Annotated in this window: 18 protein-coding genes; 1 reads left to right on the forward strand and 17 read right to left on the reverse strand. The window is 40.0% G+C overall.

Features of this window, described 5'->3' with window-relative positions:
• Positions 1–4: 4 nt before the first annotated feature.
• The 13 genes from BUE31_RS24640 to BUE31_RS24695 form a co-directional block, all read right to left on the reverse strand.
• The gene (locus BUE31_RS24640; protein ID WP_143167249.1) at positions 5–1,438 is read right to left on the reverse strand and encodes a contractile injection system tape measure protein; all 1,434 of its coding nucleotides are present in this window, start codon (positions 1,436–1,438) and stop codon (positions 5–7) included.
• Positions 1,419–4,925: a FlxA-like family protein gene (locus tag BUE31_RS24645; protein ID WP_073406532.1), complete on the reverse strand. Its 3,507-nt coding sequence runs from the start codon at positions 4,923–4,925 to the stop codon at positions 1,419–1,421. Before BUE31_RS24645 ends, BUE31_RS24640 begins: the two co-directional genes overlap by 20 nt.
• An 82-nt stretch (positions 4,926–5,007) precedes the next feature.
• Positions 5,008–9,804 (reverse strand): hypothetical protein, encoded by a 4,797-nt coding sequence (locus BUE31_RS24650; RefSeq protein WP_073406533.1) that lies wholly within the window; start codon positions 9,802–9,804, stop codon positions 5,008–5,010.
• 72 nt (positions 9,805–9,876) lie between these two features.
• Positions 9,877–10,293 carry a GPW/gp25 family protein gene (locus BUE31_RS24655; RefSeq protein ID WP_073406534.1) on the reverse strand — a complete coding sequence of 139 codons (417 nt, stop codon included), beginning with the start codon at positions 10,291–10,293 and terminating at the stop codon, positions 9,877–9,879.
• 18 nt (positions 10,294–10,311) lie between these two features.
• Positions 10,312–10,611: a PAAR domain-containing protein gene (locus BUE31_RS24660; RefSeq protein ID WP_073406535.1), complete on the reverse strand. Its 300-nt coding sequence runs from the start codon at positions 10,609–10,611 to the stop codon at positions 10,312–10,314.
• Between the two features lie 25 nt (positions 10,612–10,636).
• A complete protein-coding gene (gene vgrG / locus BUE31_RS24665; RefSeq protein ID WP_073406536.1) occupies positions 10,637–12,274 on the reverse strand; it encodes a type VI secretion system tip protein VgrG in 1,638 nt (545 codons plus the stop codon).
• A 34-nt stretch (positions 12,275–12,308) separates the two neighbouring features.
• The gene (locus tag BUE31_RS24670; RefSeq protein ID WP_073406537.1) at positions 12,309–12,986 is read right to left on the reverse strand and encodes a CIS tube protein; all 678 of its coding nucleotides are present in this window, start codon (positions 12,984–12,986) and stop codon (positions 12,309–12,311) included.
• Positions 12,986–13,147 (reverse strand): DUF5908 family protein, encoded by a 162-nt coding sequence (locus tag BUE31_RS31185; protein ID WP_159440742.1) that lies wholly within the window; start codon positions 13,145–13,147, stop codon positions 12,986–12,988. The genes BUE31_RS24670 and BUE31_RS31185 overlap by 1 nt, the downstream gene beginning before the upstream one ends.
• Positions 13,148–13,152: 5 nt before the next feature.
• The gene (locus BUE31_RS24675) at positions 13,153–13,620 is read right to left on the reverse strand and encodes a phage tail protein (protein WP_073406538.1); all 468 of its coding nucleotides are present in this window, start codon (positions 13,618–13,620) and stop codon (positions 13,153–13,155) included.
• Between the two features lie 4 nt (positions 13,621–13,624).
• Positions 13,625–14,062 carry a phage tail protein gene (locus BUE31_RS24680; protein ID WP_073406539.1) on the reverse strand — a complete coding sequence of 146 codons (438 nt, stop codon included), beginning with the start codon at positions 14,060–14,062 and terminating at the stop codon, positions 13,625–13,627.
• A 53-nt stretch (positions 14,063–14,115) separates the two neighbouring features.
• Positions 14,116–15,582: a phage tail sheath family protein gene (locus tag BUE31_RS24685; RefSeq protein WP_073406540.1), complete on the reverse strand. Its 1,467-nt coding sequence runs from the start codon at positions 15,580–15,582 to the stop codon at positions 14,116–14,118.
• Positions 15,583–15,596: 14 nt separating this feature from the next.
• The gene (locus BUE31_RS24690; protein WP_073406541.1) at positions 15,597–16,787 is read right to left on the reverse strand and encodes a hypothetical protein; all 1,191 of its coding nucleotides are present in this window, start codon (positions 16,785–16,787) and stop codon (positions 15,597–15,599) included.
• Positions 16,788–16,793: 6 nt separating this feature from the next.
• Entirely contained in the window at positions 16,794–17,408 is a 615-nt protein-coding gene (locus tag BUE31_RS24695; RefSeq protein WP_073406542.1) for a Pvc16 family protein, read from the reverse strand.
• Between the two features lie 610 nt (positions 17,409–18,018).
• Between BUE31_RS24695 and BUE31_RS24700 the strand changes: the two genes are divergently transcribed.
• The gene (locus BUE31_RS24700; protein ID WP_073406543.1) at positions 18,019–18,429 is read left to right on the forward strand and encodes a hypothetical protein; all 411 of its coding nucleotides are present in this window, start codon (positions 18,019–18,021) and stop codon (positions 18,427–18,429) included.
• 89 nt (positions 18,430–18,518) lie between these two features.
• Here BUE31_RS24700 and BUE31_RS24705 read toward each other — a convergent pair whose 3' ends face one another.
• The 4 genes from BUE31_RS24705 to BUE31_RS24720 form a co-directional block, all read right to left on the reverse strand.
• Positions 18,519–19,073, reverse strand: coding sequence for a dihydrofolate reductase family protein (locus tag BUE31_RS24705; protein WP_073406544.1), 555 nt, complete (start codon positions 19,071–19,073; stop codon positions 18,519–18,521).
• 88 nt (positions 19,074–19,161) lie between these two features.
• Positions 19,162–19,953, reverse strand: coding sequence for a helix-turn-helix domain-containing protein (locus BUE31_RS24710; RefSeq protein ID WP_073406545.1), 792 nt, complete (start codon positions 19,951–19,953; stop codon positions 19,162–19,164).
• A 122-nt stretch (positions 19,954–20,075) separates the two neighbouring features.
• Positions 20,076–21,206 (reverse strand): family 20 glycosylhydrolase, encoded by a 1,131-nt coding sequence (locus BUE31_RS24715; RefSeq protein WP_073406546.1) that lies wholly within the window; start codon positions 21,204–21,206, stop codon positions 20,076–20,078.
• Positions 21,207–21,384: 178 nt separating this feature from the next.
• On the reverse strand, positions 21,385–23,481 hold the full coding sequence (locus BUE31_RS24720) for a hybrid sensor histidine kinase/response regulator (protein ID WP_234997902.1): 2,097 nt from the start codon (positions 23,479–23,481) through the stop codon (positions 21,385–21,387).
• Positions 23,482–23,610: the final 129 nt, after the last annotated feature.

Below are 23,610 nucleotides of genomic sequence, written 5' to 3' on the forward strand. Positions count from 1 at the left end.
TAATTTACCATTCAACAGATAACAGGTAGTTGTTCCATACTAAACTGATAGTAGAATACCCCCAGGGAATATTATCAAGTAATACATCCATTGTTTTTCGCTCAACCTGTAAAAGCCAGGCATTTTCCTTTTTTGTTATCAACCCGTCCCGTTTAAGAAAGGCTTCGCGCAGGCCATCAATCGATGTGTTTTTAAGCGCGCTCCAATGTGTTATCACAGCGTTTAAAAGCGATTCGCCTTCTTCCATCTCTTTTTCTTCCAAAATAATATTTAAAGGAACCGGCGTCTCTACAGGCAAACCGCATAATATTTTTTCAAAAACAAGGGAATATTCCGGTACAAGCTGATGCCCGTTGCTCAAAAATTTTAATAAATGAACGGCTCTGAAAGCGCAATCCATGTTTTTCCAATTACCGTTCTCCAATAAATTCAGCTCGTCAAAAAATGCCTTTAAGAACGGCGCCAGTAAAACAATACCAGCGTATTTAACCGAATATTTATCAACAGCCTCTTCAACTGAATATTCCGAAGGCGCAGTTTGCTCTTCAGTAATATCATCTGCCTGCTTTAAAGCGGCATTTGCTATAAATTCACTATTAATTGTGGTGCTAATATTTGCAAATTCAGTAATCGTTGAATCGGCAAGTGCTTGGTTTTGGATAAAAACAGTTTCAATATATGTCTTGAATATTTGTGCCAAAACTTCAATATCATCAATATTTGAAAATATTAAAGGGGCATTTTTTATCAGGATATCATTAATAATTGGTTCATTATTAATTACCTGCGCATCTGTAATGCCTGCAAACTGGCTTTGCAAGCCTGTGTTTTTTAACTCATTTATTTTATCAATAAGCCTGGCAATCCAACCGGCAAATATTTCGTTCACTTTTTTAAGATCAGCTGATAAATTTATAACCAGGCTTTTTGACTGATCATTAAGCTGCCACAGAATGCGCTGCCATATTTTCTCTTTTAACTTGTTTTGGAAAAAGAAACGCCTGAACAAATTCCCCTGATTTATAAATACATCTGCACATATTTCATCCAGGTTTACCGCTGTTTCATCTGTCCACCATGGCAATGTGCCATTTACCAAAAAGTACAAAAGTATTTCGGCTTGTGATAGCTGGCCTGAAGCCTGCCGCTGAGCCGGTTCAATTTCCGAAAGCCTTTTTGTTAATTCGCGTTCAAGCTTTAAGCTTAATACTTTTTTAAAATCGGTTCCAAATGTATGCCTGCTAAAAGCACCCAGGTCCAGCTCAAGCTTATCTATTTTCAGATTCTCATTTTCACCTATATGTGCCGAACAAACTTCTTCAATAATTTCAGCTATCTCTGACTGAAAGGTTTGAGCAAAGTTTTGCCGCAGGTTAAATGACATCTCCTCATCGGGGCAAATAACTTCAAATTGTAAACTATTTACTGCGTGTGTCATTTACATCCTCATTTATAGTTGCCGGTGGCGGCGCGGTTTCATGGCTACAATCATCATCGCACACACCGCAAGGCTTTAAGGTATTAATAATATCAACCAACGGGTTCACCACTCCATAATCCGGCACTTCTGTTTGCGCCATTTCAAGCAGCCACGCATTATATGCTTTTTCAAACCGCTGCATTTCTTCGATGCCAATCCACATTACTTTTGTTTGGACATGTGCCGGCGATTCTGATAAAATTGTTTTTTCAACCAGGTTTCTGAAAGCCGGGTTGCGGAGCCGTTTTGGCCAGCAAGGCAACACTACTGTAGTTTTAAATGAATAAGGATCGGCATTCCCGTCACATGGGGATGCATTACAATACAGATCCATCTCGTATCCAAAATATTGTATCAAACCGCTTATTTCCTTCTCAATATCAAATGGATCTGAAGCAGCGGGAGTGCTATCTGTATTTTTATTGAATATATAAATGCTCTGTGCAAGTACTACCCCATTATCGCCATGAATTATGAAGCCGTATTTTACCGGGCTTTCCTTGTCAGCCACAATTTCATAGTTCCCACGCTCTGATCCAAATTCGCACAGGTCATTTATCCGTTGTACCAAGTCTTCATATTTTCTAAATTTTAACAAAACAGGATTAGGATCGCCCGGGGTAACTTTCTGAAAAAGAACAGATTTTTCATACAGATCTGTGCCTGGGGTATGCCTCAAATATTGAAGGATCCATGGCATGGTATCATAACATTTTTCGGCAGGTAACCTTGAAATCTTTTTCCGGTAAGGCGGCTCTTCTATAGCCTCATCCTGCACTGAATTTAAATCACATCCATCTAAACAAATATTTAAAAAGCTCACCGGTTCATCAACATTATTTTCGTCCAACACCTCATCCAGCTTTGGCCGTAATAAAATATGCTCAACCATGTGCATGCCTTCATTATTGTTTATCAGCACCATTATCTGCTGTAACCTCTCAAATGCTTTATCTCTGTCTTCCTTTTTTGTAAAATGTTCGCTGCTCCCTAATAAAACTGCAGTAGCTGCATCAGTACTATCATACAAGTCAAACCAAAATTTTCCAACTAATCCTGCTGCTTTACGGCTGCGGGTTTTTAGTTCATCACTAAATTTGAAATAGGTACGATCATCGGCATGCTCCAGTATATCTTCCATTAATAATTCAGTGCAGCAGCCCTGCATTACTTCAACGCTCGTAAAAATCACTTTGGTCTTATCTTTCGGATCATGTATTTTAATAACATTAAGCGGCACTCCACTTTTTGTTACTTTTTGTACAGGTGGTTTATTAGGATCATCCTGCTCCATTAAGGGTTCACTCACCAGGTAATCAGGAACCAGCGATCTTCTTTGTATGTCGCTAAAACCAAGCAGCCTGCCTATTCTCCGTTCTGCTCCCGATACATTATTTGTATTCCAAATTTTATTAATTGCATAATTATAGGCCTTACCTCTCTGGCTGCTTATAAATTTATACTCATCGTCCTTAAGTATATTTATCTTGTCAGCGATCAGTTTTTTAGCTACATCCTGCGGTTCAAGCCACCCCATTAGCGATTCGTATTCAGACAGGTCTTCGCTGAAACGGGCAAGCATATGATTTAAAAAAACATTGCGGCGGTCACTAAATAATTTTGGTGTTTCTACAAGATTTTGGACAACTGCTACAAAATCCTGTAAGATCAGATCAAAGTGGTTGCTGCCATGGTTTCCCTTATCTATCAGCAACTCATTTAAATTTTCAATCTCGGTAAGCGCGCGGGTAAAATAGGTGTGTTTTACAGTATCATCAAAAGTAAAAAGGTCTCTCAGGTGATCAAGCTGCACCAGGTAGTCAGCAAGTATTTGTTCAAAAAACAATAAATATCCGCCAAGCTGAAGCGCCTGGGCCTGGCGTGCCTCATCAGCATTGCCAGGAAGTCCCGCACGATCGCTCACTCCATAAGTAATAGGCAATGAGTAGGTAACCGGGTAATAATCCTCCAGGTTCATATACTCGCCGTTTGGTACCGGGAAATCCAGGTCAGTGCCCACAAGCTTATACTTACGCTCGGCGGTTTTCATGTCTTTAAAAGTCTTCAGCATTTTAGCAGGCAAACGGTCTTTGGTGCTGCCTGTATAGTAGGTAATAAATTCGCGCTCTTTGCAAAACATTATTTGCGACATAGCCGGTTGGATCCGGGCTATTTTGCGTTCATTCTGCAGTTGATTAACCCACTCATAAAAATAGTTTTTGGATGCAGATTTGCCTGTTACGCCATTAAATGGTAAATGAAGATAAGTTATGGCCTTTATACCTTTAATGTTTGTTATTTCAGCAATTATATCAGACAGCATTATATTACGAAACAAGCTGGTATGTTCCAGGTCAACATCGTCAATAAATCCATGTTTTAAAGCCGGGCCTTCAAAGATCTCATCAACCTGGTAATTTTTATCAAGCATTTGCTGAATGGTATAAAAAGGTACCGATGGTGTAAAATATTTGTAGATGGTAAAAAACATTTGCGCTAATACCAGGTCAGGGTCGGCATATTCTTCCAGTACTATAGAGGCGCCTATCCCAAAATCAAGGTATTCAACCGCATCTATACTTAAAAAATCTTCGCATAAATTACGGTTTGCAGCTAAGCGGTCAATTACTACCTGCCTAACCTCCTCACGTTTTCCTCCATCAATAACGTCTTCTTCATATTCAATCATTACATTGTATAAACCTTCTATCTCAACAATTTCCGGTGCAATGTAGGTGTTGTTCGCCGCGTCGCGCTGCTCCTGCTTTAGTTCTGTTATTTGGTTTTCAAGGTCGCTAATGTCTGCTTTCAGCCTGTCAATAACAGTTACATCTGAATCGGCCGGTAATTTTGAAAGCTCATCCATTTTTGCTTTCAGCTTTGGAACAAGCGCATTAATAGCAGTAGTTACATCAGCTAGTTTCTGGCTGCGTTCCGCTTTTGCAGCAGTTATACTTACATCGTTAACGCCAAGCTTTCCGTAACAGATCTTTTCTTCTTTATCCTCACAGTCGCAATCATAATCTATCCTTTTTTCAAAATGATTATAATCAATCCAAATAGGCACTTCATAATCTTTGCTCTGGGTTAGCCAGGCATTTCTTACCCCAACAATATCAATAATCAACTTTCGATAATCATTAATATTAAGAGCATTGTTATGTAAAATATGTTTGGCTGTATAAAAAACCTGGTTCCAGGTATTATTCGTAAGCTGCTTAGGGGCAAGCAGATCTTTTATATCAAAGTCCGTTCTGTATGAAAGATCGGTTATTGCATAACATACGGCTTCTAAAATAGTGATCCCGGGGTCAGAGAAATTATAATTCGTCCAAATGTCGCTACCTAATTCTTCAATCAGTTTAATACCCTCAGAGCGAAGTGAAGTATAATCTTCTGCAGGGAGAAGCGGGTTATTTTTTATTAATGAAACCGAATTTGACATAGCAGTAGTTTTTATAGAAATGCTTTTGATATATTTATTATTGCCTGCTTTAATTTGTATTTGCAGGCTTGTACATTATTTGTTAAGTTGTTTTATTATCAGGGCTTTTAGCAGGATCAGTAGTATCATTCGCAGGCTGATCATTGGTTGGGGCCGGGTCTGCTGATTTACCTTTAACCACACTTTTAAAAAAATCCTCAGCCTTTTTTACCGCAGCTTTACCCTTAGTGGTAAATTTGCTGGTTTGATCTTTCAAAACTTTATCGATCCCGATAATTGCATCTTCAATTTTCTCGGATATTTTTTCCATCTCCGATGTCTTATCAGTTGCAGTGATTGCTTCCGTGTTATTATCAACAGCAGCTGCATCAGCAGTTGGCGTAGTATCAGCAGCTGTAGCAACGGCGCTGGCCGGATCTGAAACATTTTCGGCTAAATTTGTTGTACTTGCTACCTGAACAGCAGGTGTTAAATTCTCTGTGGTTTTTTCCGCTGTAACTGTTGTATCCGCTGTTTTAGCGGCGGTAATTTCCGGTGCTGCTGCTTTTTCGGCTACAACCCCTGTCTCAACCACACTTTCAGCAGGTGCCGGTACAGCAATTACTTTATCCTCGGCTATGGCAGGTATTGCTGTATTTGCGGCTGGCGCTGCTATTTCGGCCATGCCCTTTTCATCTACCGCTTTATTAATAGCAACAGATGTTACCCCGGGTGCAGTTGCAACTATGGTGCCTCCGGCCGGCCTCGGGGCTTCCGTTACTATACTCACACCTGTTCCCGGGTGAAACGTATCTATCGGTAATCTTGCTACGGGCGGTTTGGCCATCAATCTTTTTTCACAAGGGGTTAGCTCTGTCGGTTCATCATAAAGCAATATGATATGTTTAGGGGCCGATACCAGCAGCGATACCTGAGATGATGGCTTTGCAATTACATCCCCTATAAAATAACCCTGATCTTTTAAAAACACTTCAATATCATTACATCCTGATACGGTATCCAATGCGGCAACAAAATCTTTATTGGTTACTTTTTGTGCATTGTGTTGTTTTGGCGGGCAGCATTCGTCACGGCAAACCCCCATTAAAAAATCTGTTATAAAATCAACATAAGGCCTCTGCTCAATAAAGTTGATAATTGCCGATGCATAGATTTTTTGTCCGAAATCAGCCTCAATGGTTTGATCAAAAGCCCAGGGGGTTAAGTATTGAACAATTTCATCATTCAACTTTTTCAGATAATACCCTTTATCAATCCCGCTTAAAAATTTCACCCTAAAAAACACGATCACCTGCTCATACACCGGGTTACGGGCATGTACCTTTACAAATGGTGAAGTAAGGCCGCTTAAGTAATTTACTATTTCAATTAAGGTTAACCTGCTTGTTTTAGGCTGCAACGGGTTTGCTGCATTATCGTTTTTAAGATTTGGAACCGGAACTATAAGTACATTGCCTGTTGCCGATACCGGGCCGCAGCATTTAATTTTTCCTAAATGCTCCCTGTGTGTCACCGGTTTACGGCAAACACAACCAGGATCGGTATTGGTAACACATTTTACTTTAAAAACATTCGGAAAGCGGTCTAACACCAGGTGTTCGTAGTCCCAGCTGGTTACAGCCCGGCCTTTATGGCGTAACCTTTCGCTTACGCGGGTATAATATTCTTTTCCAACTTCTTTATGTTTTCCATCAAACGATGCAAATGGCTGCTGTACTTTGCTTATCTGTGCTACCGCAACTGACAATTTACTGATAGTACCCGCAGGCAGTGCATTATCAAAATGCTGCTGGCTATTTCCCTGGTCATAAAATTGCACTTCTGTTGCTTGTGCTATAACATCAATTAATTGCGGAATACACTTGGAGCCAGAGGTTACGCTTGCACAAAACCAATGTAAGCCGTCCGTAATTATAGTATGGTTGCTATTTGCATCACCCGGAACATCAAGCTTAACAATTCCGGTTGTCTGAAAACCGTAAGTGCTGTCTGATACCAGGTTTTCGGCTTTTAATGGCCGCCATTCATTATAGATCAGGTACGACCAGTTTATTACCGGCGGGTCATCATCTTCATCAATTGCGCTGCCATCGGCAAATTCAAAAAGCAATGAAAGGGTTTGCAGCGGCTGTAAATTTTGCACACCGATAAATAATTGCCCTTCTTCCTGAATCAGTGCCGAATATTGGTTATTCCCCCCATTGATCTCTTCATCTAACCCGCTCGATTCCAATATCAGCTGGTTTAATCTCCTGTCGCCGGTTAAAGTAGGAAACTTCTTATCCGGATCTATGTATTGTGTATTATCAGCAACTTTACTTAAAAGCGCATTTTGATACTTGATGTTTGGGTTTAAATAGGTAAACTGGGGTAAAAGAGCGTCATTGGCATCAACCATTAAAGGGTTTTTTATTATGCCGCGTGCTAAATTTTCATTTAAAAGATTATTCTTATAGGTCTTTCTGTCGTCGTTATAGATAGGAAGATCAATGGTAGTTTCTACTATTCCAAACGGGTAAACATGAAAAAATTGATCTACCTGGGGGTCAAGGGCTGTTAGGTTTGAAATATAACTAACCGATATAATTTTTATTTGTAACCGGGGCGCAATGTTTAAGCGCGACTGGATATCTCTATAATTATCTGAATCAGGACCAAAAACATTATCTATCCTTAAAAAACCCTTATCGGCATTAATATCATATTTTGGGAAATATTCAATCGGAGTTCTGTCAATACTTATAGTATCAGGAGGGGTGTAGGTTGCACCGGGAGTAGACGTGCTCTGGTTTAAAATATTAAACGTAAGGCTTGCTTGCGTAAACTGCCCTCCCGTATAATCTACCAGGTTCATCCAGTCATTGTTGCTCAGCACACTTATATTATATTCGGCAGGCATATCACCTTCGTCCTCATATTGTATTAATCCATCCTGAGTTTTCGTGATATTTAAGGCAAGCTGGCCAAGCGGTTTATTAAACACTTCATCGCTGCCAATGTAGAAAGAGGTGCCGAGTGTTGGCGTTGTGGTAAATGGATCAAATGCTTTACCGGGGGTAGCTGTGGCAGTATCATTTTGAATTACAAGTTTTTTTAACCCGTCAAAATGCTGAACCAAAACATCGCCTTTAGGGCTAGTTGGTGTATTGGCGAGATTTATTGACCCTACCCGTACAGCTATTGAAAGCGTGGTAACGGTTAATTTTTTATACATAGCAGCCGATAAGCCAATATCAGGCCCGATAAGAATCTGTGCTACCGGGTAATTTGTGTTAAAAGTATTCCCGGTATGAAGCTTGGCATTAAACGCAATGATGCCCTGCTCTACAACGGGCAGGTATATATATATTGCTCCATCAACAAAAACATAACCTGTAGTACTTACCAAGCTGGTATCAAAAGAGCCTGTATTAATTAACTTTTCAAGCCAATCTTTACCATTTACTATAGGTTGGTCAACAGCTAACCACCCTTTTTCGCCGGTTAATGCTATTTTTATATTATTTAAGCTGGTGGTTTTACTAAGCGCATCTATTGCAATCTTTATAAGCCTGTTGCCTCCCTGCAATACCAACTGCGGCGATGCTATGGCAAAACCTATTGCGGCTTTATTTTTTGTGCTTAGTTCAATCTCCTTTTTGCTGATAAATTCACAAATATTTTTAACTATGGGCGTGTTTAGCACACCATTATCAAAAGTTGGCCATTTTGGGTTGGGCACAGTAAATTTTTCGCCATACCCATCTTTTGAGTTGGCTACGGGGTTTGCGTATATAACATCAATGTTTTTAAGCTTTTCATCCGCATCGGCAGGTGTTTTAAGTATAAATATATTTTTAAGCTCTTTAACGGTGGCCTGGTTAATAACAAAATCGTTTTCGGTTTTATACACCTGGTCTTTGCCTGATGCATCCTTACCTGCGCTTAATGATGTTCCCTGGGTCAGGTCATATTCGGCAACGTTTTTTGCTAATTCAAAAACTACAAAAGCCTTGTCAGGTACGGATGGTTTATCCTCAAGCCGCAGTATATCACGATAGTAAAAATCAAGCATTTTACCGGTAAGCCCATTCATTTGCTGCTGTGCCAGGTTAAAGATCTTTAAAAAGGTAATAAACAATGCCATATAAGGCTGATGGGCCGGATATTGCGTTAAAGCAAAATCAATATAACTTGTTGACTGATTAACAATATTGCTGATAACCCCAAAAAAAGCATGAAAAACATCATCTACATAAGGAACAGCATTCAGGATCTTATCCTCAGGTGTTATACCATTGTAAATATCAAATTCAGGGTCAATCTTATCACTCAAGCCCCACTCATCCTGGTTTAAAATTTTAGTATAATCAATGTTCAATACGGTTTTTGAATCAACTACAATAAATCCTTCTTCATAAGCTACAGCTTTTTTAAGTTCGGCGCTAAGTGATGATTGAATTGCCAGGTTTATATCTGCGTATAAAGGATTTTCAGGAATTGCTATTGAGTACCATTGATCTATTTTTACCGCAATTGCAGCTATATGCGTAAACAATGACGCATACAAATCAGTAGTAGGCCCGGCCAGTATTTTATTGCTGGTATCGTTATAATCGTTTTTTATCTGATCAAGGTTAACCGTAGCAATAGAAGCTGCAATAACAGCCATATCTCTTTTAAAAAACTCTGACCAGCTTGCTTTATTTATATCTGCAAGCGGGCTATCAGGCATGTCATAAAACCTGATCTGATCGGCATACCCTGCTGCAAATACCAGCAGGTCTTCAATACTGCGGCCATCAATTGATACATAGGCCGGATCCAGGGCTTTAAGATAACGCTCTAACTGGCCTGAACCTTTCAGGATTATTTCGTTATGGCAATTACAGTTTTCCATTTTAGCGTATTTTTGATGTTGGCTTTAAAGCCGTTTTTGTAAATAATTATATTGATTCGACCAGAACCACTTTCACGTTGAAATATTTGTTGCTTCGCTGATATAAAATGGATAAACATAATTATAGCGCGTATTAGTTGTTATGATGGTATATTGAATGTCGATCTGTAACACACCTCCGTTCTGATCAGGCGTAGCTGTTACGCTTTCCACTATGATCCGTGGTTCGTTATACACAAGCGCGTCATTAACTATTTTTTGGATCATAGCAATGTTAGGCGCATTCATCGCATCAAAAACGTGAGGCTGCAAATTGCATCCAAAGGTTGGCAGCATAATCCTTTCACCTGTTATGGTTGACAAAATTATCTCTATGCTGCTGCGTACATCCGGTTCATTAACCAGCATATCAACAGTATATGACTCTCTGCGAAAAGTTGGGGGAAAGCTCCACCCTGTTCCTAAAAATGATTGGTCTGTTATAGCCATTGTTCAAATATTTAAAAATCAACCTCCAATTAAAACTGTAAGGCAGCCTGCAACTATGCTGCCGCCATGTGCTGTTGAATCACCTACCCGGGCAGCCTGGTTACCACTTATCATTACCGTAGCAGATCCCATTATAATGCTATCAGGCGGCCCTGCGCAGGTACACATATTTCCAACTGTTGCCGCCGGCATTCCGCCAATTAAAACCGTTGGAATTCCCGGCGGTAAAATAGGCCCGCCTGTGTGTGGAGTCGGTGTCGGTGGCGGATTCGTCATCGGGCATACATGATTGTCGGTTACGCGGGCTGCTGGTGGCATATGTTTATATTGTTTATTCTCCTATTTAATTAATCATTACCATCGTGCCTTTTATAGTCACATTTCCCATTCCTGCCTCTATGGTAATTCCGCTTGAGTCCATTTTTATGCTGTTCTGATTTTCATCCGTCATCACAAAAGCACCTGAATCGTCATTTAAAATCACTGATTTTTCGCCTGTTGCAGTGGTCACAGATAAAGTAAGCCGCTTATTAGTGTCGTCAAAAATCAGCTTAACACCTTCTTTGGTCACAAACCCATATTGCTCCGCACCTGAATCTACAGGCAGGGGTGATTGTTTTGAGCTGCTGCTATGCAGGTATCCGAGTATAATCGGCTCACGCGGATCATCATTCAAAAAGCCAAGTACAACCTCATCTGATGCCTGCGGCCTGAAATACACGCCCCTGTTTGCACCGGCATCAAGGGTTGCTACCCTGGCCCACATCCCTTCATTACCTGATGTAATGGTGGGCACCTGTACTTTTACCCGGTACTGGCCGGCATCAGCATCGTCAACATCTAAAACTGTACCTATAAGCAACCCATTTATGCCAGGCAGTAAACCCGAGGTCGGCTTATCCATTACTTTTTCTTTCCAGTAAAAAAGGTCTTCGTTCCAGCCAAACTGGATATCAGTAAGCCAGGTGCCATCAAAAATATGCTGAACGCCACTGACAAATACATCGCCGTTAAACCGGTCGCCCACCCCTCCAAGGGTGATCATTGTACCTGGTTTTACAGTTGAATTTCCCTGGATGCGTACCCGTCCCACATTCTTTGAAAGGTGGTTCCGCATAGCATAAGCATCGGCCCAGTCCTGCAATTGCGGTTGGGTTAAATGTCCCGCATGGTTAAGTTTTACCTGCGCACCTATTACACCGCCTATATCATCTATAGAAATATTGCCATTATCAGCAAACGAGGAATCGCCTGGGTCTGATTGTTCCAGCTGTTGTTGGGTATAATCCCATGAAATGCCTGAAACACCGGAAAGTTGCCTGCGGGCATCCATTTCGGCTTCAAACTCAAAAATAGTTTGCCCGTATGTTGCCGTTAGCACAGAGGTGCCCGCTGTTGGCTTTTTAATAACCAATTTACCGTCATCTGTTAAAACGAGCATTCCATTGGCCTCGGCACGGGTTACAATAAAATCCCAGTCGGTAGAGTCAAATTGCACTAACTGAGGGTGAGATACCGAAGTCGTATCAAGGTCTGTATCCAAACCTGCATTGCCGGCAAGCGTACTTATTACATCACTATCCTTTTGATCAATGTAATAAGCGCTTTTACGGTTAGCCGTAAGCTTTATTGAAGTGTCTTTGGCTTCAACTATAAGCATTGAGCTCCCTTTTTGAGTGGCTTTAATAGCATGCTTAACAATTATTCCTTTAAATACAGTATTCACCAACCCCTGGTAACCCAACTGTACCTCAACCTGGCTGCCAGGTTTATAAGTATCATCATCGCTAAGCGGAAAATCGGCATCAGATGCAGAACCGTCAACAAAAACAAGTTTTGCGTAAGCCACCTTATTAAAGGTTTTATTTACCAGTATAGTTAAAAGCGCAACGTTTGTACCCAATGCAGTGCCATTAATAAGTACTGTCTGGCTGGCTACAACTGTTGATTGCGGTGCTCCCGGTGGTAAACTGTCTAACATGTCTTTATCGGTTATTAATATTTTATACTCTTATTTATTTTGAAATGGGCGGAAAAATAAGGGTGCTTCCCGCCTGTAATTTCCTGAAGTTTTTAAGCTTATTAACTTTTGCCACCTGCAGGTAGTAACGTTGGTCTTTATATACCTGATTGGTTAATAGTGGCAGCAGGTCTCCCTCTTTTACTTGCACAGAATGCGTAAGATCAGGCGATGAAAGCATGTTCAGGATATTGCCCAGGCTGGTTGTACGCTCGGTAAATGAAGCGCTGATCTTTGCCCTTATAGGAAGGCCAAACATGTCAAACATGGTATAGGTTACCGTTGAGCTGGTTAATACACAATTGCAGATAAACAAACCATATTGCAGCAACAGGTAATTTGGCCTGTGAATGTCGCCACTAATTGATGTTGTTGCCAGCCTGAAAAGAATTACCTGCGCGGTTACCGGTATTTTTACACCGTTTGTATTTACACCGGTGCCGTCAAGTGTCAGTTCTATCGTAAATGTACGGGGGTCTACCCTTAAAAAATGGGGATCAACTCCCGACTGGCCGGTTGGCGCATCACTATCATAAACAATATTTTCACTAATGGCTATATTTTCCGGATTGAACATAGCCAAAAAAGGTACAGCAAGCTTAGGTATCCCGTTCTCGTCTGTTTGTAAGATCTTAAGGTTAAAGGGCAACATTGCCGCACTTTGAGTATCCATCAGCGTTCTTGTTTTTCTTTAATAATTTCTAATACTTTTTGTATGGCTTCATATTCCGCAACTTTGCTGCCCGCCTGCGAGGGCTGACTGCTGTTACTGTTGTTCGCCGGGGCCGGGTTAACAACCGCCCTGATAATTATTTCATTGATCTGTACAGGCATAGCTTTTACATTTTTCGTTCAAAATATTGATAGGCCAGTTCTATAGTTTCCACTACAACCGAATTATCAGTTGATTTAAAGTCAGATGTAGACCACTTTAGAGGATAAGCCTGCACCACATTCCAAACAGCATAGGGCTGGCCTGCATCATCCAGTAACGTTATCATAATATCAGCAGGCTTGAAATCGTAAATCGGCACAGTGAAATAGGTGTTTTGTGCCGATTTGAACCATGCGAGCAGGGCTGTTCCTTTTAACAATCCTCTTTTCAGAATCAGATTTGGATATTTCGCCCTTTTTGGGAACTTATATACAAACCTGTTCTCCCCGCCTTCGCGTAATTCTTCAGTTTCAATTTCTACCGATAAACCACTAACCTCCTGGAAACGCTGTTCAGTATCACTGTCAGCGCCGCTTACTCCAACAAATTCAACTTTGAAGTGAAAGCCTGCCGGTGGATAATAGGTTGCCATGTTGTTATGCTACTTTCCTTGAAATGCCTTCGTGAACAAGCTCTAAAGATTCGATAGCTATTTCGTTGCCGGTAGCTTTTAATCCAGGCCCGTCAATTTTCACAGGCCATGCTTGTGCTATGCTCCAAACAAAAACAGGGTTATTTTCATCATTTAACAATGTAATAGTCAGGTCCCTGCGGTCAACGCCTGGGTTTCCAGCATTATTCAGCCAATCAAAAAGCAAGTTATCACTGGTAACCATGCCCTTTTTAATGGTTATATGAGGAGCCTTTGAAAGCCCCTGGCGTTGTAGTGATAATGTAGTTGATGACATTAAGCCATCTCTGTATTCAATAGCTTGAACTTCTTGTGAAAGCCCGCTTACTTCTGAGAAACCAATAGGTGCACCGCCGCCCAATGAAACACTGAAATGGAAGACTGGTAATGGATAATTTGCCATTTTTGTAGTTTTTATGTTTTACAATAATTTGAAATACTATTTATTACTTGTTATTACGAGGTTTGCAACATTTGCTCAAACTGCATAATGATAAATTCGGCCGGACGTGCTACAGCCATCCCGATTTGGATGATAAGCCTTCCTTCTAAAATATCAACAGATGTCATTGTGCTGCCAAGGCCAATATTTACAAAATACGCCTGCTCTGGTTTTGCACCGGCTAATGCGCCATCGCGCCATTTCATGAAAAGATAATTCTCAATCATGGCCTGTACTTTTACCCAGGTTGCTGAAGTGTTTGGCTCAAAAACAAACATGCCTGTTGAATTTTTAATTGACTGTTCAACAGTGATAAAAAAGCGGCGTACATTGATATATCTCCATTCATTATCATTACCGTCAAGTGTGCGTGCGCCCATAACTACTGTACCAAAGCCATGCGTATTCAATATGGCATTTACTGATTTACCGGTTTGATCATTTACATTCATCAGGTCCTGATCAATCCTGGCCACAGTAACGTTTGCTTTAACTACATCAGTTAAGGAAACATTTGCAGGGGCTTTCCACACACCAATTTTTTTATCAATACCGCAATAAACGCCGGCCATAGCAGCTGAAGGCGGTAAAGAGATATGTACGTTCTGATACTGGCCCAGGATGTAATTGTATAAGGTTGAGGCAGTAGTTTTAAGCGAAAGCATTGTTGCTCCGGCTCGTGGATTCGGAGCAGGTGTAGCCCCATTCACTGTATAATTGTGAATTGTCAAATTATCAAAGGTAAATGCATAATTATAAACAGTTTCCAGGTGTGGATAGTAAACTGCTGCGTATTGCAAAGCAAACGGAGCCGCACCTGTTGCATTTATATTGTTAATGGTATTGTTAAGATCAGTGCTGATTGAAGCAGATGTTTTTGGAACTGTTGGCCTGGCAGTATCAAGAACTGCAAAACGATCGCCCAGGGTTGCTGCCTGACTAGCCATATACTGATTTATAGCACCAAGGTTGGTGGGTGTAGTAGGGTCGGCATCCAGGTGGATTGCTTCAGGACATAACAAAATTGTTGGTCCGTCTATCGCTCCTACCGCATCAAAGCCACCTTCCAGGTCGGTCAGCGCAATTGAATTGGTGTATTTTCCAACAGATGTTATGTAACAACGTGTACCTCCATTAGCAAAATAATGCTTTACTGCATGGTATAAAATATGAGGACTCATATGTGCGGAATCAAGGGTAATCACAGCACTGTAACCCGTTGTTTTTCCGCCTGATTGTTTCTCATCAACATCAATGGTAATATGAGTTGGGTCTTCAACATCCGGTCCGCCAAAAAACTGCACGTAATCACTCATGCTATTGATGGGTGTAGGTACCTTTGCCAGGTCGTCTGTAACCAGGTTAGTAGCTATACTTGTATAGCCTACAAAAGCAGGAACAGCAGATTCTACTTCTGCTATTGAAGGTGGAAGGGTAGATATTTCCTCTACATATACACCCGGAGATCTGTAATTTGCCATTTTTTTTATTGGTTTTAAAGTGTTATAAATACGTCTGAATAAATAGTTGGAAGGCTGCCCGAATCAATGATAGCTGTTGATGGATAAGGCAGGCTGGTTTTTACAACTGCTGTTTTAGCTGGTGTTTTTGTGTATTTGCTTAGTGTTATTATAAGCGGATCTTTTGTTGCGCTTGTTGATGATGTATATTTTTCAAACAGGGTAATATTGCTCATCGATACAAATACCAGGCTTAAATCAGCGCTTGAGGCCAGCTTAAATTTAATGGTTGTATCATTGGAGCTTATAGCCAGTTGTTTTATAAAATCCGTTTTTTGAACCGGGGTAAGTTTGGCCATTTCAAGGTAAAGCGGGCTATTGGTTTGCAACTGGATAGTATAGCGCCACACGGTTGGACGGTTTTTGAACAATGCCACATAATTTGGCCTTGCAGGAACAAGTGACCTGTCTGGCTCAACGATTCTGTAATTTGCAGACAAGCTTGCCGATAACGAAAGCTCTATTACTCCAAATACCTGCTGGTTAGCCATGCTACCCAAAAAGTAAAATGTATCTGTCACAATATTATTGATCAACAGTTGGCAACACCCTGAAGGCAGCGAAGAAAGATCAAACGTAATGTCTGACTGGGTGCCCTGAACAATAACAGACCTGGCGGTAACTACAGCACCGGTTAAAAGATGCTTAACTTTTGCTTTGCTTGCAGTTATAACTCCAGCAAAATTAAATGTATAATTAGCAGAAGATTTTTTAAGCTGATCAACGTTGCCGTCAACCCCGGTTGCGTTTTTTGTTAAATGAAGGTTATTGCGGGCTGCGGCTAGGTCCTTTACCTGGTTACTGAAGTAATAAATATTCCCGGCATTTAACTGGGTTGGCAGGGTATCAAAATTAACCAGTGCGGGGTTTTGCAGCAGCATGAAAAAGCTAAGTTTATCCGCATTGGTTACAGCATTCCTTAAAAGATCATTACCCGCCAGATTTTTTCCTGATGTGCCAGCCATTACCACAAAGCCACCTGTTGTGTCAGTATTTTTAAATACCATATTTTTCGCCTTCATAAAGGCCATACATTCAGCTGTTGGCACAATAGTGAAATCTAATTTGGGAGTTGCCTGGTAGCTTGCGCATATTTGATTACTATAAAATAATTGCATAACCTGCATGGTTACTAATTCTGAATATTTTACTATTACTGTAGCCATAATAAATCAGTTTTCAACAAAATTAAGTTCACTAATTGCGGTAACCTTATCGTCGCTTTTGGTTTCAAACACAGTAAGCATTTTTACCCGGTAAACTGCACTCGGCATATATTTGGAACTCAGCATTCCCCATAGGTTGTTCTGCTGTTCAAATGTCAGGCTCACCAGTTTAAAGCTTAACCTGTCAATCAGTTGCCACACCTTATTAACAGGGTCGGTTACTGATGCATTGAGCGAGGGGTATTTCTGGCTGTCAAATACAGAATGTGACTGAAAAAACTCTATCACGTCCGAAAGGTCACGCAATGCTGTAGGATAGTCGGAATTGTTTGCTACAAAAAGAAGAAACAGATCAATCTCAACCGGTGGATTTAGTTTTAAAAACTTTTTGTCATCTGTTGGCAAATAATAGGATTGCTTACCTTCCCGCCTTTCTTCCTCTATATTTACCAGCATTATAGTAACATGCGTACTATCCGTTATATTAATATTTCCATTAGGTAAAACAATCGACTTTAAGTCAACCACATTACCGGCACTATAGATTGAAGGATCTTGCTCCCGGTCAACCATGTAGTTCTCCAGCTCTTTTTTTATAAATTCAAGTGCAGTACGAATCATATACTTGTATTAATAAGTTATCAAACTTTGTGTCTTGTATAATTGGTTACTCAATATTAAACATCCAATATTAAAGCGATCATATTTTAATATTAAATTAAAATATGATATCAAAAATTATATCTGTATCAATCTAAAAGATAATTTATAATTAAATTCAGTAACAGACCACTGTATGGATCGCTGGTCAGGTTCAGTTAGGTTTCAATTTTTTATCTGGAATAAAGTTATTTACTAACCTATTGGTGCACAAGAGTATTTACACGTAATTACGTAAGTATTTTTACGTAAAAATAAACAGGTGAAAAAACTCAAAAAAGCCACAAAGCCCCATAATGTTCAAATAATGATTGTTTTTTAATTAATATGAAATAATTATAATTCATTAAAAAATTGCCAATTATCGTATATTAATACCAATCGTGATATTTAATAAAGAATTTGATAAGTTGGATTAAAAATCAGGGGGTATCATTCATGGCAATAGGCCGGTGATAATTACTCTTTTGAATTACGGGAATTTGAGTTGATGCGGGCTCCATATTACTATTAAATTAACAGCGCCCCTAAATTGAGATACTTATGCTATCTTTATGTAAACTTAAGCACCATGTCAGCAATTCATTTTATCCTGTCGGCTATTTCAATTGGTTTTGCAAATACCGTTATTGAATGGTTTTTTATCGGCTTTTTGTTTCATAAATACCAGGCTCTTACCCCTCAAACCTGGCGACCGGAAAACTACTCAAACTATACTTACAGTACTTTGCTATCGCTTTTATTCGGTGTGCTGTTTACTTTATTTTATCTAAAAATCGGGGCGCATTATGTGCTGCCGGGGAGTTTGTGGTCACATATCAAATTAGGGCTCATCTGTTTCGCATGTTTCAGTTTCGTTTCAGCCATTAACAACTCTATCTATATTAATTACGATAAAAAATTTGTCGCCGGTTTGTTAATCGCTTCATGCCTTACTTATATTTCGGCAGCAATAATTGTAAGTTTATTTTACTGGCGATAATTTCTGCAAAACAGGAAAGCCAATGAATTCTCATTGGCTTTCCTGTTTTATAAAACTGGTCTTTCACCGGCTTTATGAAAAATCTATAATTATTTTGATGACTGGTAATAAAGCACGACAACACCTCCCTCCAGTGGCTGGGTTTTAACAAGCTTCAAACCGGCAGCATACATTCCTTCCTTAAATAAACGCTTTCCGCTCCCAATAATAATGGGATGGACCATGAACCTGTATTCATCAACAAGATCAGCCTCCATTAACAGCTGAACAAGCTCACCGCTGCCTTCCAGCATAATTTCATTACCGGGCAGTTGTTTCAACTTGCCGATCTCTTCAGCTATGTTTTCTTTAATAACGATTGTGTTATTCCAGTCGGCTTTTTCAAGCGTTGATGAAACTACATATTTGGGCACACTGTTCAGCTTGTCTGCCACCCCGTCCTCATTATTCTTCATGGCCGACCAGTAAGGCGCCAGCATCTCATAAGTTTTGCGTCCAAATAATATAGCATCACAAGTTCTGTGGCACTCCTGGATATAGGCTTGCCTTGATTCACTGTCATATGGCATAAACCACTCGCCCATTTTTTCTGCATCAAATACGCCATCCAGCGTAATCCATTCCGAAACTATTAGCTTTCTCATTTTAATTTGATTTAGTTTGTTTTTAATAACACAAAGTAAGGGCAGCCAAATTTTGTATGATAGAACAAATCCGACAATTTTAAATTTTTCAACGCGGAAAGTCAGAGGCTCGTTTTAAATATTCAAGGGGTGAGCAATTGGTAAATTCATTAAAGGCCCGGATCAGGTGACTTTGGTCTGCATAGCCGTTTTCATAAGCAACATCAGCCATCCCCGAAAATTGATTCTGGCTGAGTTGCTGAAGTGCCGAATGAAACTGGCAGATTCTGCTAAATGTTTTTGGTGAAACACCTACATGAAATTCAAACAATCGTTGAAGGGTCCGTTCGGTAACATAAAGCTCTTTTTGAACATTGGTAAGTGATATTAAACCCTTACTTTTTTGTATAGTCTGTGTAGCAAATGAAATGGGATTGTTTATGCTAAGTTTATTAAGTCCCGAAAGTTTTAGCACATAACTATTCATCAGCTGTAAACGTTTATCTAAAGAAGTTGCATTGAGCAGCTGTTCTTTCAGGCTCATTTCCCTGGCAGGTTCCGTAAGGCTTAAATCAAGGCCAATATCTGTTAACTCTTTTGCATCAATTCCAAACAAATTTTTTAAAATATGCGGATACAGAAAGTAAGCTATAACAACAACATAGCCGCGGGTATAGAGTTCAATTGGTTTAATGTTTTGCCCGTAAAGCACTAAGTTATTATTGTTTTTATTACTGTTTATAATCAGCCCCGTATCGGTGATCTGGAAAGTAATACTGGGAGAGCCATTAGCAATAAGGGGGAGAATTGCTTCGCGGTAGATATTATTATTTTCAATAACAACTATGTTACTTACATAAGCAGCAATTGAAGGGTGAGGAATAATTGATTGCGTTTTCATTCCCTGGATAATATAATCTTACTATTTAAGCATCTAAGTTAAAACCATATACAGCCTTACGTTATACCGCTAATTTACACATATAAAGCAAATTGATTATAAGTTACCTGTATTAAGATCTGTTATTTAGTTTCAGCAGTTTGCTCAAGCTGCCCAATCTTATCAAACATAACTTTGAAAGTGTTCCATGGGGTTTTATCACCGGCTGCGGGATTTACCGTTTTTCCGTAATACCCGTCAAGAAATTGAACCGGCGATGACCATACAGTTTCTGCAATTCCGTAAAAACGCCCTTTAAGCTCCTTACCTGATATAGCCCGTGAACGGTAAAAGTTTTCTACCTGGCTTACTGCTACCTGAGGGCGGTTCCAGGCACAGGTTACAACCCTGAGGCCTTTCATAGCAAAATAAACTGCAGTTTGGTTATCCTGATCGTATTGCCAGTCGCAGATCACCACATCGCGGGGGATCAGGTCGATGGCTTTATAGGTATTATTATAACTGGCTGCCCACTCACCAATACCTGTAGTCCTGCCGTCAATTAAACGGTCGCCCCAGATCCACAGCTCGCGGTTTTGCCCGGCAAGGTGATCACGGATAGTTTGTACCTCGTTGGCAAAAAGAACGGCTTTATCGCGGCCTGCGCAACGCGGGCACTTATCCTCGCCCAAATAAAAAACCTCATCCATGCCTGCATGGAAAGCTTTGGCTTCAAATACATCAGTAATCTCATCCACCAGGTCGAACACAACCTTGTGCACGCCGGGATGAAGCGGGCAATAGCTTTTGCAATACAAACCATCGGCATTGGGCCATTTATATTCAGCAGCAGTAGCCGGCATTTTTACCCATGGGTTTTCATCAAATTCGGGGTAAACCTTCAACAGCATCCCGGTTTTACTGGCCCATGACTGGTGCCCCAGCAAATTAATCTGCGGAATAATACTGATGCCATTCTTTTTACAAGCCTCAACCAACTTTCTGACATCGCTTTTTGACAGGCATATAGAATCCCGAAGCTCCGGGTGGCTTTTAAATTGGTAATTGAAATCAACCCGCAGGATCAGCGTGTTTACCTTCCGCGGTGCCAGTTCTTCATTAATAAATTTAACAAAATCGGCTACGCCATTTGGCCTCGGGGCTGCAATAGCAAAACCTTTTACCTGGTATAGGCTATCGGTACTTTGCCTTGCAAAGGCTTTAAAAGTAAAAAAAACGACTATCAGCAACAGTAAGCATTTAGGTATTTTCATTGGGATAAAGATTTATTTAAGTTAACGAAAACTAAGTTACCATAAATAGCAGCTTTATTTAAAAATGAACCCGGTTTTTAGCAGTTGTAGTGCAGAAATAGTACTATCAAAAGAAGATCAGTCCTCCCGGTGACTTCAAAGTATATGAAATATTTATACCACGCCGGAGCCTACTCTTTTAAGCTTGTTTTTTAAGAACTTTAACCAGTTGTTCTACCAGTTCTGCTTCTTTAAAGGGTTTGCCTATTATGCCCGAAAAACCCTTCTTCAGGAACTTTTTTGCATCTGTTCCATCAGCAGCGCCACTGATCATAATTACCGGTAGTTGATTTAAAGGTTTTTTTAATTTTTTTATTTCGGCCAAAAGCTCATAGCCATCCATTTCAGGCATCTCAATATCAGTTAAAACAACCGTTATTGCATTTTCAGCAATCAGATCCAATGCTTCTTTTCCATTTGTCGCCTGGTGAAATTTTACATTCCACTTATCCACCATCATCTTCAGAAACATTAAATTAAGTTCATTGTCATCAACTGCCAAAATACTTATGCCATTAAGTAATAATAGCGGATCGTCAGTACCCTTTTTAGTAATATCATCACTGTCATTTTTTTGATAGGGGATAAAAAAGCTGAATGTGGTACCCGCATCCGGGCTACTTTTTGCTGTGATCTTTCCACCTTGCATCTCAACCAACTGTTTACAAATAAATAACCCAAGCCCGGTTCCTACTTTACCTTTTGAAGAGCTGGTTTGATAATACTTTGAGAACAATTTAGCCTGTTGTTCTAAACTAATTCCGGCTCCTGTATCGCTAACGGTTACCTGCAGCCTGTTCTCCGCCCCTATCAGCACAGCGTTTACCGTAACGCCACCCGTGCCGGTATATTTTATTGCATTGCTTAGCAGGTTGGTCATGATCTGCTCAAGTCTGAAGCTATCCCCAAGCAAAACAGCTTCTTTATCCCCTTTAAAGTTATATCCAATGGTCAACCCTTTTTTTGTTGCACTGAATTCCATACTTTCTATAACCGTTTTCAATATAAAATCAGGATTAAACGGATCATTGTTGATTTTAAACTCGCTGCTTTCCATTTTTGCTGCATCAAGCGTATCATTAAGGGTACGCAGCAACATATCAGAAGAATGGCTTATGGAATCAAGCATTTCCGTTTGTTTTTGCGACAAGCTGGATTTACCGAAGATATACAGAAAGCCTTTAATGGCGGTAAGAGGGTTACGGATCTCGTGGCTCATATGTAGCAGCAGATCCATTTTTTGCTGGGCTATAGCAACAGATCGTTCATTTTCTTTCCACAAATGCTGTTCAGATTTATTGAGCTCAATTATAAAAAGGATCAGTAATATTGCAAATACCAGTACTAGGGATAAAGCTGCCAGGTAAAATTTATTCAATAATACAGTAGTTTCCAGGTAATTTTTAAGCGCCACCCGCTTAAACTCATCCGCCATCTTGTAGTTAATTTCCTTCACATCACTAATGATGTGTTCCAGTTCATTACTAATCCGGGTATTCACGACTATCAACTCCCGCTGCTTATTGAGCAGATCCATGTTCCGCTCCTGCAACTCTTTCAACTTCTTTGAATAAAGGTTTTTGTCTTTGGTTAAAATTTGCTGTGTGGTAATGTCCGTTACTTGGCTGTTGTTACTATGCTTAACAGCAACAGAACTGTTATTTTTATTTATAATAGCATCTTTTATCCTCCCCAAAAGCCCTTTTTTCTTTGCATTGTTGGCTTTCAGGATTGAATCTGTACTGCTATTAACACTTCTCTGGTTAACATTTACATTTGTGCCGGATTCTTTTAAATTTTTATCAGCCTCTTTATTGAAATCAGCATACACAGTAAGCAGGGAATCAAAATTGTGTTTAAGTACATATAGTTTATCTGATAGCTTTAATTTTTTCTGAAACCATAACTTTACCATATTGCCTTGTGCCGAAGTTAGGTGTGCTGTATCAGCGCTTTCTTTCAGCAAAGTATCTATCTCGTTAAAAGACTGTGTTAGCTTTATTTTATAGTCTGCCCTCTTTTTTCTGCTGGCACTTAATAAGGATTCCTGGAAATCATTTTCCGACTCATGGAGCAAAAGCAATGCATGTTCCGGCTTGGCCCGGTCATCTTCAACGTTGCTTGCTAGTTTGGAAATACTTGCTAATTTTTTATTAATAGTGTTGCGTACAAAGAACGCCGTTATGGAAAGAACTATAATAAATGTAAGAAAGGCAAGAAGAATTTTCCTCGCCATGGCTTTTGTATAAGGTACTCTCATTAAATGGTGTCAGCTCTGTAATATTGAAGATATCGGCTATCTTCAATAAATAATTTATCAGGCTAAAAGTACCGTTTTCTTCCCGTTCAGGATGAATTGCATTAA

The organism is Mucilaginibacter sp. OK098, from assembly GCF_900142915.1.
In the GTDB taxonomy this organism is placed as follows: Bacteria; Bacteroidota; Bacteroidia; order Sphingobacteriales; family Sphingobacteriaceae; genus Mucilaginibacter.

Excerpts from the sequence above, each read along its gene's own strand:
- BUE31_RS24710 (WP_073406545.1), bottom strand. The coding sequence starts at position 19,953 with ATGAAAACGCAATCAATTATTCCTCACCCTTCAATTGCTGCTTATGTA.
- BUE31_RS24675 (WP_073406538.1), bottom strand. The coding sequence starts at position 13,620 with ATGGCAACCTATTATCCACCGGCAGGCTTTCACTTCAAAGTTGAATTT.
- BUE31_RS24690 (WP_073406541.1), bottom strand. The coding sequence starts at position 16,787 with ATGGCTACAGTAATAGTAAAATATTCAGAATTAGTAACCATGCAGGTT.
- BUE31_RS24685 (WP_073406540.1), bottom strand. The coding sequence starts at position 15,582 with ATGGCAAATTACAGATCTCCGGGTGTATATGTAGAGGAAATATCTACC.
- BUE31_RS24720 (WP_234997902.1), bottom strand. The coding sequence starts at position 23,481 with ATGGCGAGGAAAATTCTTCTTGCCTTTCTTACATTTATTATAGTTCTT.
- BUE31_RS24695 (WP_073406542.1), bottom strand. The coding sequence starts at position 17,408 with ATGATTCGTACTGCACTTGAATTTATAAAAAAAGAGCTGGAGAACTAC.
- BUE31_RS24680 (WP_073406539.1), bottom strand. The coding sequence starts at position 14,062 with ATGGCAAATTATCCATTACCAGTCTTCCATTTCAGTGTTTCATTGGGC.
- BUE31_RS24640 (WP_143167249.1), bottom strand. The coding sequence starts at position 1,438 with ATGACACACGCAGTAAATAGTTTACAATTTGAAGTTATTTGCCCCGAT.
- BUE31_RS24670 (WP_073406537.1), bottom strand. The coding sequence starts at position 12,986 with ATGGATACTCAAAGTGCGGCAATGTTGCCCTTTAACCTTAAGATCTTA.
- BUE31_RS24705 (WP_073406544.1), bottom strand. The coding sequence starts at position 19,073 with ATGAGAAAGCTAATAGTTTCGGAATGGATTACGCTGGATGGCGTATTT.
- BUE31_RS24655 (WP_073406534.1), bottom strand. The coding sequence starts at position 10,293 with ATGGCTATAACAGACCAATCATTTTTAGGAACAGGGTGGAGCTTTCCC.
- BUE31_RS24645 (WP_073406532.1), bottom strand. The coding sequence starts at position 4,925 with ATGTCAAATTCGGTTTCATTAATAAAAAATAACCCGCTTCTCCCTGCA.
- BUE31_RS24700 (WP_073406543.1), top strand. The coding sequence starts at position 18,019 with ATGTCAGCAATTCATTTTATCCTGTCGGCTATTTCAATTGGTTTTGCA.
- BUE31_RS24650 (WP_073406533.1), bottom strand. The coding sequence starts at position 9,804 with ATGGAAAACTGTAATTGCCATAACGAAATAATCCTGAAAGGTTCAGGC.
- BUE31_RS24715 (WP_073406546.1), bottom strand. The coding sequence starts at position 21,206 with ATGAAAATACCTAAATGCTTACTGTTGCTGATAGTCGTTTTTTTTACT.
- vgrG (WP_073406536.1), bottom strand. The coding sequence starts at position 12,274 with ATGTTAGACAGTTTACCACCGGGAGCACCGCAATCAACAGTTGTAGCC.
- BUE31_RS24660 (WP_073406535.1), bottom strand. The coding sequence starts at position 10,611 with ATGCCACCAGCAGCCCGCGTAACCGACAATCATGTATGCCCGATGACG.
- BUE31_RS31185 (WP_159440742.1), bottom strand. The coding sequence starts at position 13,147 with ATGCCTGTACAGATCAATGAAATAATTATCAGGGCGGTTGTTAACCCG.